We start from the raw sequence: 12,023 nt of genomic DNA on the forward strand, positions 1-12,023 counted from the left end.
TGGTCAAGGTTACCAGAGCGGGACCGCCGCAACCGTGCGCGCAACCGCGAATGCGCCGGTAGACGCGCTGCCCAACGGGGTCATGGTCCGATAGGGGCGCGGGTGACGGTCAGAGGGCGATCGTAGGAGGTGTCGGTGCGGTCGTGGGCGACGGTCATGATGTCGGCCAGAAACCCCATGGTCTCGTCGGTGATCAACGACGTCGACTCCGTATGCCACTCGACGATGCACACTCTGGCGACGATGGCCCAGCGGTCGTCGCGTCGCTCCAGCCGGTCGACGTAGCGGCCCCCGTTGACGATCAAATGGTTCGGCGGCTCGCGGTCGGTGCCGACGAACAGATAGTAGGTTTCGGCGTGCGCCTGATCGCCCGCGATATCGGCGGTGTGATTCAACAGGTAGTGCTGGTAGCGGGTCTGTGTCCGGTGGTATGCGAACGCCCAATCGATGAAGTCATCGACCGGGCCCACGAAACCGATGTGTTCGTCGACCCCGTTGTCGTGGTAGGCGGAGCGCAGCAGGTCGCGGTCGCGGCGATCCATCCCGCGAGCGTAGCGCTGCATGCAGTCGAGGATGTCCGCGCGATCGCAGAGCTCCTGCAGTCTGGCGTTCACAACGACGGCCCCGCCCAGGTGTCCACGGCGACCACTTCGGTTATCGGCCGCCGCGGCGCCGGACGGAACGTGACACCGGGCCGCAACCGAGCGACCGGCAATAGACAGCCCTGCGCGTAACTGTCGGGTATGGACAACGTCTCTCGGACCGCCGCCTCGTGAGCCAGGTGCAGCGTCGTCACGCAGGTCCCGTAGCCGCGGGTGTGCAGGGCGAGCGCGAAGTTCCACACAGCAGGAAAGATCGAGCCGTACAGCGTTGCTTGAAAGAACGACTCGTCGCCGTCGACGCGAGGCAGATACGGTTCATAGCAAGGGATTACGAGCAGCGGAACCTTCGCCATGTTCTCCACCAGCCATTCGGTGGACGACATGATCTTGGCGCCCGGCATATCGGCGGGCAGCAGGTCGGCGATCAATTGACCACCGACCCTCTGCAGGTAGGCGTCGCGGTAGAGCCCGGCGAGCCGAGCGCGGAGCTGCTCATCGGCGACGACGATCCAGCGCCAGCTCTGTTGATTGGACCCGTTGGCGGCCTGCATCCCGATCCGCAGGCACTCCTCGACGGTGCGTCGATCCACCGGCGCGTCGAGGTCGAGTGATCGTCGCGCCGACCGGGTTGACGTCAGGAGCCGGTCGATGTCCATGTCGAGGTTCACGGCGCGCTCCTTGTGCTCGGCGTTCGCGCCGACCATAATCCGGAACAGATTTTTGGTCAACGACGCCGACGCCATGTCAAGGAGCCAGATGTCCTACGAAAGCACCGCCGAACCGATCAGAATCGGCTACCTGATGGACTTTCTGCTGTCCGACGACTACCCGCAGGAGCGGCGCGACGACCTGACGATTCCGTTCGACATCGTGTTCGCCGACGCGCTGGAGCAGGGGTTGATCGACCGACCCGTCGAGATCGTCTACCGCGAGGTCGAAGGCCTGCCCAAGGGGTCGGTGAAGAAGGTCATCGACGCCTACGGTGAGTTGGTCGACGAAGGCTGCCTGGCGGTCTTCGGCCCGCACATCGGCGACAACGCGGTCGCGATCCGCGGCGAGATCGTCGATCGGTTCAAGGTGCCCGCCCTCAGCGTCACCGGATCCGACGACGCGCTGAGCGAGTGGTTCTTCGCCTTTCCGATGGGTTCACACCATGATGAGCCGATCTTCTGGTCCGACCTGCTGGCCAAGGGCGGACACACCGACGTCGGGGTTCTCGTCGAGCAGTCGCTGGTGGGGGAGGCCTACCTGGGTAATTTGCGGAAAGCCTGTCAGCGCAAAGGTATCCGCATCGTCGCCGAGGCCGCTATCGCGCAGACGGCGCGCGATGTCACCGCAGCCGTGCGGACCCTGTACGACGCGAAGGCCCAGGCGATCGTGCACTGCGGGTTCGGCTTCGGCATCGTTTCAGTCAACCCCGCGCTGGCTGAACTCGACTGGGATCCGCCGCGGTTCGCAGGCACCGCGTGGCAGAACGCCTGGATCAACCCGGTGATGTGGAACGCGTTTATGGGTTGGACCGGTGTCGACCAGTACGACGAAACCAACGCGGTGGGTCAGCTGTTTCTCGACCGGTTCCAGCAGCACTGCGGTAGACGCCCGGAATGGTGTGTGCCCGTGGTGAACTGCGACATCGCCCGCACCCTCCTGCACGCGCTGACCGATGCGCATCCGCTGAGCCCGCGAGGAGTCAAGGAGGCGCTCGAACGGGTCAAGATGCTGCCCGCCGCCTCAGGCGCGCCCGGCACCCGGGTGTCGTTCGGCAACTGGACCAGGCGGGGATGGATGGGCGCCGGCTACCTGGTGGCGCGCCGACTCGACGCCGATGGTGTCAACTCGCACCTGGTGGACCGCTTCGGCGAAGAGTGACGATCATCCGGCCACGCCGAGACGCCGGGTCACCGCGAACACCTCGTCGTAGATCGACCCGGGGATCGTGAACGGTTCTGTGGCCGTCACTTCCGCAAGGTGCGTGGCGATGTCGTCGGCAGTCGGATCGCCATCCAGATGGCCATCGCGCGGCGCCAGCCAACCGTCGCTGAGCCCGACGAACACGCGGGCGAATCGGCCCGCACACGCCGAGAAGTTCTGATGGCTGAAATCGCAGTCCCGGCTGGCCAGAAACACCACGATCGGCGAGACCAGTTCGGGGCGGATCGCGGCGAAAAAGCCGTTCTCCTCGAGGACCTTCGGATCGCCCAGCGTCTCGGTGACCATCCGGGACAACCCGAACGGCAGCACGGTGTTCGCCCGGATCCCGTGCGGATCACCCTCGAGCGCAATCACATTGGCCAAGCCGACAATGCCGGCCTTGGCGGCGGCGTAGTGCGCCTCCAGATGCTGGCCGAACATCCCCGCCGACGAGGCGATGAACACGAACCGGCCGTACCCCTGGGCCTTCATCACCCGGTAGGCGGGCTGCGCGAGGTAGAACGCGCCGTCGAGGTGGACCGAGAGCATGCGCCGCCAGTCCTCGGGCGTGAGCTCGTCGAACGGGGTCGCGTTGAAGATTCCGGCATTGCTGACCACGACGTCGAGCCGACCGAACGCGTCAACAGCGGTCCGCACAATCGCCTCGCCACCGGCAGGGCTGTCCACCGAGTCATGGGATGCGACGGCCACACCGCCCGAGGCGGTGACCTGGTCGACGACGCGGTCGGCGACCGTAGCGTCCTCGCCATCGCCGCCCATGCTCCCGCCGCGGTCGTTGACCACGACGGACGCACCGCGCCTTGCCAACTCGAGCGCGTAGACGCGCCCGAGACCGCGTCCCGCCCCTGTGACCACGGCAACTTGGCCGGCGAAATCGATCATCAGACCTCCGGTCATTGACTGCGGTGCTGCCGGACTTTACGTTGGAACAGATATTTGGTCAACGAACGGGGTGGCAGGGAACGTGCCCGACGACAGCGCGGCCGGCGAAGACGCCGGTAACCCCAAGCGCCTGGCGTTGCTGGCCTCCGCGCTCGCCGGCCGCACAGTGGCCGTCGCGCCGACAGCGCCGGGCGAGGCGGCCTGGACCGACGGCATCACGGTGTACATCGACCCCACGGCGAGTGCGCCCAGCCAACTCCAGTCGGTCGCGGTGCAGGCGTCGCTGCTGGCCAGCGGCGGCCTGGAGCCCGACGTGGTGCGCAGGCTCGTCCGGCGCCCCGCACTGGCCCGGCGGTATCTCGCGGTCGAAGGCCAGCGGGCACTGTCGACGAACGACGATCTGCTGCCGTTCGGTATCCATTCACTGCTTGACCTCGACATGGCGGCGCGGGCCGATTCGGCGGTCAGGTCGCTCAAGGTCGCTGGAGCCCAGCGTGACATCGCTGATCCGCCCGCAGACTTCGGCGTGATCAGGGCCCAGAAACTATTGGCGGCGCGCGCTGCTGTCGCACAGGCAGAGTCGGTCAGCGGACACGCCGCGCGCCGTGAGGCGAACAAAGCGCTTGCCGACCTCGATGACGACGGTGACGACAGCGCCGACACCGAAGACGTGTTCGACCCATTCTCGAGCCCTGTCGGCGGCGGCGGGGCACTCGGCAGGCTGCTGAAGCGGATGATGCGCAGCGTACGCAAACTGTCCGAGGGTGGCACGCCGGGTGCCGATACGCCAACCCATCGCTCCCACAGGGGTATTCGCGGAGTCGGCGCGGTGACCTCCACGGCGGCCGGTGCTGCGGACGCCGACAGCGTGCAGCGCTCCGCAGACGAGGGGCGCACGTATCCGGAGTGGGACTTCGGCCGCCGCTGCTACCGGCCGGACTGGTGCACGGTGCAGGAAATCGATCCCCCGATCGAGAAGGGGCCCGTGCTGGCACGGCCAGACGTGCACGCGCTGAGGCGACCGCTGACCCGGCTCGGCATCGGACTGGACCGATGCCACCGGCAGACCCAAGGCGACGATATCGACGTCGACGCCGCGGTGGAGGCGCGGGTGGAAACGTTGGCCGGTTCGACGCCCGACGAGGCCGTATACCTCGACAGCTTGCGCAGACGCCGTGATCTGGCGGTCCTGATCCTGCTCGATGTCTCGGGTTCCGCCTCGGAGGCGGGAACCTTCGGGCAGACCGTGCACGAGCAGCAGCGCGCGGCCGCCGCTGCGCTGACGATTGCGCTGCACGAACTCGGAGACCGCGTGGCGCTGTACGCGTTCCAGTCGCAGGGACGTTCAGCCGTGCACCTGCTGCCGGTCAAGCGGTTCGAGGACCACTTCGACGCGATGGTGATGCGGCGCCTGAGCAGTCTGACCCCGGGCGCCTACTCGCGGCTCGGCGCGGCCATCCGCCACGGCACGGCGGTGATGACGGAGAAGGCGGGCACCTCCCGCCGCCTGCTCGTCGTCCTGTCCGACGGTTTGGCCTACGACCACGGCTACGAACGGCTGTACGGGGCGGCCGATGTGCGACGAGCGCTGGGGGAGGCCCGCCGGGAAGGTATCGGCTGCCTGTGCCTGACAATCGGCGCCGCCACCGATTCCGGTGAACTGGCCAGAGTGTTCGGCAGCGCTGCGCACGCGTCCATCCCGAAACCCACGCAGCTGGCCGATGTGGTCGGCCCGTTGTTCCGCGCGGCGTTGCGCACTGCCGACCTGCGTCGGCGCGTCGACCGCCCCAAAAGCTTGAACCAAACATCTGTTCCGCGCTAGGGTCCGTAGAACCCGAGTGAGAGCGAAGGGAAAGCATGCAGGTAAAGCCGCCGCGCCCGTATTACGTGCCCGTCGCCAACGAGGAACAGGTGTTCAAGGCGGCCTACCAGCAGGGTCTCTCGATTGCCCTGAAGGGTCCGACCGGATGCGGTAAAACGCGCTTCGTCGAGGCGATGGCACACGATCTGGACCGGCCACTGGTCACCGTCTCCTGCCACGACGACCTGACCACCGCCGATCTCGTCGGCCGGTTCCTGCTGCGCGGCGGCGACACCGAGTGGGTTGACGGGCCATTGACCCGCGCAGTCCGCGACGGCGCGATCTGCTATCTGGACGAGGTCGTCGAGGCCCGCCAGGACACCACCGTCGTACTGCATCCGCTGGCAGATCACCGGCGCCAACTGCCGATCGAGCGACTGGGCGTCACGCTGGACGCGGCACCGGGCTTCTGCCTGGTCGTCTCGTACAACCCGGGCTATCAAAGCGTGCTCAAAGACCTCAAAGACTCGACGCGCCAACGGATGGTCGCGATCGAATTCGGCTTTCCGACACCCGATGTGGAAGAGAAGATCGTGGCCAACGAAGCGGCCGTCGACCATGACCGCGCCGCCGAGCTCGTACGGCTCGGACAGGCGATCCGACGGCTGGAGACCGGGGGACTCCGCGAGGTCGCCTCCACGCGAGTGCTGATCGCGGCAGGCCGGCTGATCTCCGAGGGGCTCACGCCACGGGACGCGGCGCGGGCGGCGATCGCCGGCCCGCTCACCGACGACCCGAACGTGACCCGCGGCTTGATCGAGATGATCGACGCCTACCTGCTCGACCGGTCGCCGAACGATTGACCCCGGTGGCCGCCATCGCTACTGTCTGAACAAATATTAGGTCGACTACCGACGGAGGTTGCATGTCCTACGAGAGCACCGCGGAACCGATCAAGTTCGGGTACCTCATGGACTTCAAGCTGCCCGAGGCGTATCCGCAGGAGATGAAGGAAGACCTGTCCAATCCGTTCGAGCTGGTATTCGCCGACGCGGTCGAAAACGGTGTGATCGACCGGCCGATCCAGATCATCTACAAGGAGGTCGAGGGGCTTCCGAAGGGTTCGGTCAAGGCGGTGATCGACGCGTACGGCGAACTGGTCGACGAGGGCTGTCTCGCGGTGTTCGGCCCGCACATCACCGACAACTGCGTGCCCACGCGGGAGGCCATCGAGGAGCGGTTCCGGGTTCCCGCCCTCAGCGTCACCGGCAGCGACGCCTGGTTGGGGGAGTGGACCTTCTCGTTTCCGCAAGGGTCGCTGACCGACGAGCCGATCTTCTGGGCGGACCTGTTGGCCAAGGGCGGCCACACTGAGGTGGGGGTGCTCATGGAGCAGTCGCTGGTCGGCGAGACCTATGTGAAGAACTTCCGAAGCGCCTGCCGCCGCAAGGGAATACGGATTGTCGCCGAGGCGGCGATCGCGCAGACGGCACAGGACGTCTCGGAAGCGGTGCGCACCCTGCACGAAGCCAAGGCGCAGGCCGTCGTGCACGCCGGTTTCGGCTTCGGCATCGTCTTCGTCAACCCGGCCCTCGAAGAGCTCGGTTGGGATCCGCCCAGGTTCACCAGCACGGCCTTCCAGAACGCGTGGGTCAACCCGATCATGTGGAACGCGTTCATGGGATGGACCGGTGTCGACCAGTACGACGAGGGCAACCCCGTTGGTCAGCGGTTCCTCGACAAGTACCAGGAGAAGTTCGGCCGCCGGCCGGAATACTGTGTGCCCGTGGTGAACTGCGACGTCGCCACCGCACTGCTGCGGGCATGCGCGGATGCCCACCCGCTGAGCCCGCGAGGCGTGAAGGAAGCGCTGGAACGCGTCAAGATGCTGCCCGCTGCCGCCGGGGCGCCGGGCACCCGCGTGTCCTTCGGAAACTGGACGCGCCGCGCCTGGATGGGCGCCGGATATCTGGTGGCCCGACGACTGGACGCCGACGGGGTCAACTCCCATCTCGTCGACCGCTTCGGTGAGGAGTAACCGATGACTACCGAAACCCCGAAGGCCGAAACCACCACGCAGCCGGCCGACGAGCTGCCGAAACGCTCCTGGGTCGGCCCGTCGATCTCGGTGGCCGCCCTGCTGGCCGTGGCGGTGTTCTTCGGCGTCAACGCCCGCAAAGGTCCCGGGTCCCCCCGGATCGCCAACCCGGACGTCGAGGGGGCGCCGCGGCCTGTGGAGGTGCTGTTCGGGTGGAGCACGTCGACCTGGGTGGTGATCCTCGAGACCTTCACCATCGTCACGATGGTTGTCATCATCACCCTGTGGGTGGTGCACTGGCGGCGCAATCCCCACAACCCCACACTGTTGATGGCTCTGGTGACCTCGCTGATCGTGTGGCAGGACCCGATCATGAACTGGTCGCCGTTCGCGGTCTACAACCCGGAACTGGCGCACCTTCCCGAGGACTGGCCGCTGGTGTCGCTGTCGCCCACGGTCGAGCCGTTCGTGGTTCTCGGTTACGTGATGTTCTATCTCGGGCCGTACTTCCCGGCCATCTGGATTCTTCGCAAACTACAGGCACGCCGGCCTGTCGGATCGTTCGTGTGGCGTCACCCGCTGATCAGCTTGGCGGCCATCATCTTCCCGATCGGGGTGATCGTCGACGCAGCACTCGAGATCACGCTAGTGCGCACGGGCATGTACATCTACTCGCAGGTGCCGCCGTGGGCGTCGATCTTCGCCGGCGAACCCCATCAGTTCCCGCTGATCTGGGAAGTGGTGGCGGTGACGTTCGTGATGATCCCCGCCGGCGTGCTGCTCTACCGTGACGACACGGGTAAATCCGTCGCGGAGAAACTCGCCCAGCGCGCGCGGATCTTCGCCAGCAGACCCAGGCTGGGCACGTTCGTCGTGATGTTCGTGATCCTCAACGTCGCCTACTTCTGCTACGGCGGGCTGTTCGCGATCGTGAAGGCCACCAAGATCTCCACCTCGGTGGCCTGCCCGTGGCCGTACCCGGAGGTCAAGGTCTATGACCCGCAAGGCTTTTACGAGGCGAACGGTCAAGAGGGCCCGTACTCGGTCGGGATCATGTCGACCTGGATGAGCGGGCAACCCGACGGGCGCCCGGACGTCGAACTGGGCTCCAAGAGTGACCGGTGCGCACCGGAAAACCAAAGTGGGTGACGGGGCCTTGCGCAGCGTAGTCATCACGGGTGCCTCCAGGGGCCTCGGGCTCGCGTCCGCATCGCACCTGTACCGGCAGGGCTGGCGCGTCGTCGCGGCCATGCGGTCCATCGACGCCGGGATGCAACGCCTGCGTGAGGCGACGGGTGCGGCGCCGGACGATCCGAACCTGATCGGCGTGACCCTCGACCTCACCGATGCCGCGTCGATCACCGCCGCCGCGAAGGCGATCGACGAGGCCGTCGGCGCACCGTACGCGCTGGTGCACAACGCCGGAATCTCCGCGGCCGGGATGGTCGAAGAGACCCCGGTCAGCTTGTGGGAGCAGATGTTCGCGACCAACATCTTCGGGCCGGTTGCGTTCACCAAGGCGTTGTTGCCGTCCATGCGTGAGGCCGGTCGCGGTCGCATCGTGCTGGTGTCGAGTCAGGGCGGTGTGCGCGGAATGCCCGCGACCGCACCGTATTCGGCCGTCAAAGGCGCGTTGGAGCGCTGGGGTGAGTCGATGGCGGCCGAGGTGGCGCCGTTCGGCATCGGGGTGACGATCCTGGTGACCGGCACCTACGACACCGAGATCATCACCGACGCGGGAACCACCGACTGCCGCGATCTCGACGGGCCCTACGCCCCGCACCACGCCACGATGGACAAGCGGGGGCGGGCCGCGATGCGGATGGCCGCACGATCGCCGGAGAAGTTCGCGGCGGGCCTGGCCAAGGCGCTCGACAGCTCGAAACCGTTCGTCAAGAAATCGGTGGGGCCCGACGCACGAATGTTGTTGATCGCCAACCGGGTAGTGCCGTCTGCTGCACTGCACCAGATGATCCGGCTGATGATGGGCATCCCGCGCTTCGGCGCGCTCCGAGGAAGTAGAGACCATGGCTGACGTTCGTTTCGAATCGAAGATGATGATCGACGGCAAGCTCGTCGACGGTGAGGCCGGCACCTTCACCAACATCAACCCGGCGACCGAAGAGGTGCTCGGCGAGGTGGCCGACGCGTCGAAGGCCGATATGCATCGCGCCATCGACGCCGCGCGTCGCGCCTTCGACGAAACCGACTGGGCGACCAACCATGCGTTGCGCCAGCGGTGCCTGTTGCAGTTGCAGGAGGCGCTGGAATCGGAGCAGGAAGAACTGCGCGAGGAGCTCATCCTCGAGGTCGGTTGCCCGCGGGCGATCACCCACGGGCCGCAGCTGGATGCGCCGTTGTCCGATGCGTTGCGGTATCCGGCCCGGTTGATCGACGAATACCCCTGGGAGACTTCGCTGGGTGATGCGCTGGTGTCGGTCACCGGGGTGAACACCACCCGCAAAGTCTGGCGTGAGCCCGTCGGCGTGGTCGGGGCGATCGTGCCGTGGAACTTTCCGTTCGAGGTCTCTATTCAGAAGATCGGTCAGGCGCTCGGGACCGGAAACACCGTCGTGCTCAAACCGGCGCCGAACACGCCGTACAACGCCACCCGGCTGGGCCGGCTCATCGCGGAGAACACCGACATCCCACCGGGCGTCGTGAACGTCGTCACCGCATCGGACCACTTCGTCGGCGAGGAACTCACGCTGTCGCCGAAAGTGGACCTGATCTCGTTCACCGGATCCACCGTCGTCGGGCAACGGATCATGGAAAAGGGTGCCGCGACGATGAAGCGGCTCTTTCTGGAACTCGGTGGCAAGTCGGCGACCATCGTGCTCGAGGACGCGGACTTCGCGGTCGGCTGCATGATGGGCATCGCGCCGTGCATGCACGCGGGCCAGGGCTGCGCCAACCCCACCCGGTTGCTGTTACCGCGCTCGCGCTACGACGAAGGCGTAGAGATCCTGAAGGGCATCTACGAAGGCGTCACCGCCGGCGATCCGCAGGACCCCGGCACGCTGTGCGGCCCGGTGATCTCCGACAAACAGCGCGGCCGTATCCGCGGATACATCCACAAGGGTGTCGAGGAGGGCGCGACCCTGCTCGTCGGGGGAGCCGAGACCCCCGATGGTATGGACAAGGGATTCTTCGTCAAGCCAACGCTTTTCACCGACGTCGACAACTCGATGACCATCGCGCAGGAGGAGATCTTCGGACCCGTGCTTGCCGTGATCCCGTTCGACGACGAGGACGACGCGGTGCGGATCGCCAACGACAGCCCGTACGGCCTGGCCGGCAACGTCATGGCCGGAACGCTGGATCGTGCGCTTTCGGTGGCCAAACGACTACGGGCCGGCTTCATCGGTTTGAACGGCACCGCCGGCTACGGCGCCGACACCCCGTTCGGCGGATACAAGGCCAGCGGCATCGGACGCCAGAACGGTGTCGCCGGGTTCGACCAGTACACCGAGATCAAGTCTGTCGCCTATCCAGCCGGTTCCTAGGAAGAAGACATGCAACTGTTGTTTGACGACCTCGAGGACTTCGGCGAATTCGACGACTTCGTGTCGGGCGATGTGCGTGATCCCCACACCGAACTGGCGAGGCTGCGGCGCGAGGAGCCGGTCCAGAAGATCGAGATCCCCGGCATTCCAGGGCAAGAGGGTAAGCCCATCGTCATGGTGTACCGCTACGAGGAAGCCCAGCAGATGCTGCGCGACAACGAGACGTTCTCGTCGTCGATCATCATCCAGGCGTTCGGCGACGTGTTCGGCAAGCATGTGATGCTCGGTATGGACGAGCCCGTGCACGGCAGGCATCGAGCGCTGGTGGCCAAGGCGTTCTCGCAAAAAGCCCTGGCCCGGTGGGAAGACACGTTGGTGACCAAGATCGGCAACGCGCTGATCGACCGGTTCGCCGACCGGGGCAGCGCCGACCTGGTCAAGGAATTCAACTTCCCGTACCCCACGTTGATCATCGCCGGGCTGTTGGGGCTGCCGCAGGACGATTACGCGCAGTTCCAGAAGTGGTCCATCTCGCTACTGTCGTTCACCATCAACCCCGAACGCGGCCGCGAAGCCTCCCAGGCGCTGGCCGAGTACTTCACCCCGATCCTTGCCGCCCGTCGTCAAGACCCCCGCGACGATCTGATCAGCGGGCTGGCAGCCGCCGAGATCGACGGTGAGAAGCTGTCCGACGAGGAGATCTTCTCGTTCCTGCGGCTGCTTCTACCCGCGGGGGTCGAAACCACGTACCGGTCATTGGGTAATCTCTTGTTCGGGTTGCTCACCAATTCCGAACAGCTGCAGGCGCTTCGAGCCGACCGATCGTTGATACCGCAGGCGATCGAGGAAGCCGTGCGCTGGGAGCCGCCGCTGATGATGATCACCCGAGTAGCTACCTGCGACACCGAACTCGGCGGAGTGCACATTCCCGAGGGCTCCTCGGTGATGCCGGTACTGGGCGCAGCCAACCGGCAAGAGGAACGCTTCCAGCACCCCGACCAGTTCGACATCCTCCGCGAAGCCAAAGCCAACATTGGCTGGGGCTACGGCGTACACGTCTGCCTCGGCATGCATCTGGCGCGGCTGGAGATGCGGGTGGCGCTCAACCTGCTGCTGGACCGCCTGCCCAACCTGCGGATGGATCCTGCTGCCGACGACCCCTACATCCGCGGTCAGGTATTTCGGTCACCGACATCGGTGCCGATCGTCTTCGACGCGAACCCTCGCCGTGACGAGCAGTCGTGAAAACCCCCTATACAGCA

The 12,023-nt window shown here is 66.1% G+C and carries 11 protein-coding genes; 8 read left to right on the forward strand and 3 right to left on the reverse strand.

The window, feature by feature from the left end; all coding sequences use genetic code 11:
- Positions 1 to 80 precede the first annotated feature (80 nt).
- On the reverse strand, positions 81 to 614 hold the full coding sequence (locus ABQE93_RS14315; RefSeq protein ID WP_448408435.1) for a nuclear transport factor 2 family protein: 534 nt from the start codon (positions 612 to 614) through the stop codon (positions 81 to 83).
- Positions 611 to 1,258 (reverse strand): nitroreductase family protein, encoded by a 648-nt coding sequence (locus tag ABQE93_RS14320; protein ID WP_448408712.1) that lies wholly within the window; start codon positions 1,256 to 1,258, stop codon positions 611 to 613. The genes ABQE93_RS14315 and ABQE93_RS14320 overlap by 4 nt, the downstream gene beginning before the upstream one ends.
- A 100-nt stretch (positions 1,259 to 1,358) precedes the next feature.
- On the opposite strand from ABQE93_RS14320, the gene ABQE93_RS14325 reads away from it, so the two are divergent.
- Positions 1,359 to 2,471, forward strand: a complete 1,113-nt coding sequence (locus ABQE93_RS14325; protein ID WP_448408434.1) for an ABC transporter substrate-binding protein — start codon at positions 1,359 to 1,361, stop codon at positions 2,469 to 2,471.
- A gap of 3 nt (positions 2,472 to 2,474) precedes the next feature.
- Here the strand turns inward: ABQE93_RS14325 and ABQE93_RS14330 are convergent, their stop codons facing one another.
- Positions 2,475 to 3,416 carry an SDR family NAD(P)-dependent oxidoreductase gene (locus ABQE93_RS14330; RefSeq protein ID WP_448408711.1) on the reverse strand — a complete coding sequence of 314 codons (942 nt, stop codon included), beginning with the start codon at positions 3,414 to 3,416 and terminating at the stop codon, positions 2,475 to 2,477.
- Between the two features lie 70 nt (positions 3,417 to 3,486).
- Between ABQE93_RS14330 and ABQE93_RS14335 the strand changes: the two genes are divergently transcribed.
- The 7 genes from ABQE93_RS14335 (at position 3,487) to ABQE93_RS14365 (ending at position 12,006) form a co-directional block, all read left to right on the forward strand.
- A complete protein-coding gene (locus ABQE93_RS14335; protein ID WP_448408433.1) occupies positions 3,487 to 5,238 on the forward strand; it encodes a nitric oxide reductase activation protein NorD in 1,752 nt (583 codons plus the stop codon).
- 35 nt (positions 5,239 to 5,273) lie between these two features.
- Positions 5,274 to 6,080 (forward strand): CbbQ/NirQ/NorQ/GpvN family protein, encoded by an 807-nt coding sequence (locus ABQE93_RS14340; RefSeq protein WP_448408431.1) that lies wholly within the window; start codon positions 5,274 to 5,276, stop codon positions 6,078 to 6,080.
- A gap of 62 nt (positions 6,081 to 6,142) precedes the next feature.
- Entirely contained in the window at positions 6,143 to 7,255 is a 1,113-nt protein-coding gene (locus tag ABQE93_RS14345; protein WP_448408430.1) for an ABC transporter substrate-binding protein, read from the forward strand.
- 3 nt (positions 7,256 to 7,258) lie between these two features.
- Positions 7,259 to 8,404: a spirocyclase AveC family protein gene (locus ABQE93_RS14350; protein WP_448408429.1), complete on the forward strand. Its 1,146-nt coding sequence runs from the start codon at positions 7,259 to 7,261 to the stop codon at positions 8,402 to 8,404.
- 7 nt (positions 8,405 to 8,411) lie between these two features.
- Positions 8,412 to 9,290 (forward strand): SDR family oxidoreductase, encoded by an 879-nt coding sequence (locus ABQE93_RS14355; RefSeq protein WP_448412409.1) that lies wholly within the window; start codon positions 8,412 to 8,414, stop codon positions 9,288 to 9,290.
- Positions 9,283 to 10,761: an aldehyde dehydrogenase family protein gene (locus tag ABQE93_RS14360; protein WP_448408427.1), complete on the forward strand. Its 1,479-nt coding sequence runs from the start codon at positions 9,283 to 9,285 to the stop codon at positions 10,759 to 10,761. Before ABQE93_RS14355 ends, ABQE93_RS14360 begins: the two co-directional genes overlap by 8 nt.
- Before the next feature lie 9 nt (positions 10,762 to 10,770).
- The gene (locus ABQE93_RS14365; protein ID WP_448408426.1) at positions 10,771 to 12,006 is read left to right on the forward strand and encodes a cytochrome P450; all 1,236 of its coding nucleotides are present in this window, start codon (positions 10,771 to 10,773) and stop codon (positions 12,004 to 12,006) included.
- Positions 12,007 to 12,023 lie beyond the last annotated feature (17 nt).

It is taken from the genome of Mycolicibacterium sp. XJ662 (genome assembly GCF_053484035.1).

Bases quoted from the DNA above. Each gene is read 5' to 3' on its own strand.
- ABQE93_RS14345 (WP_448408430.1), top strand. From the start codon at position 6,143: ATGTCCTACGAGAGCACCGCGGAACCGATCAAGTTCGGGTACCTCATG.
- ABQE93_RS14330 (WP_448408711.1), bottom strand. From the start codon at position 3,416: ATGATCGATTTCGCCGGCCAAGTTGCCGTGGTCACAGGGGCGGGACGC.
- ABQE93_RS14360 (WP_448408427.1), top strand. From the start codon at position 9,283: ATGGCTGACGTTCGTTTCGAATCGAAGATGATGATCGACGGCAAGCTC.
- ABQE93_RS14350 (WP_448408429.1), top strand. From the start codon at position 7,259: ATGACTACCGAAACCCCGAAGGCCGAAACCACCACGCAGCCGGCCGAC.
- ABQE93_RS14320 (WP_448408712.1), bottom strand. From the start codon at position 1,258: ATGGACATCGACCGGCTCCTGACGTCAACCCGGTCGGCGCGACGATCA.
- ABQE93_RS14325 (WP_448408434.1), top strand. From the start codon at position 1,359: ATGTCCTACGAAAGCACCGCCGAACCGATCAGAATCGGCTACCTGATG.
- ABQE93_RS14340 (WP_448408431.1), top strand. From the start codon at position 5,274: ATGCAGGTAAAGCCGCCGCGCCCGTATTACGTGCCCGTCGCCAACGAG.
- ABQE93_RS14365 (WP_448408426.1), top strand. From the start codon at position 10,771: ATGCAACTGTTGTTTGACGACCTCGAGGACTTCGGCGAATTCGACGAC.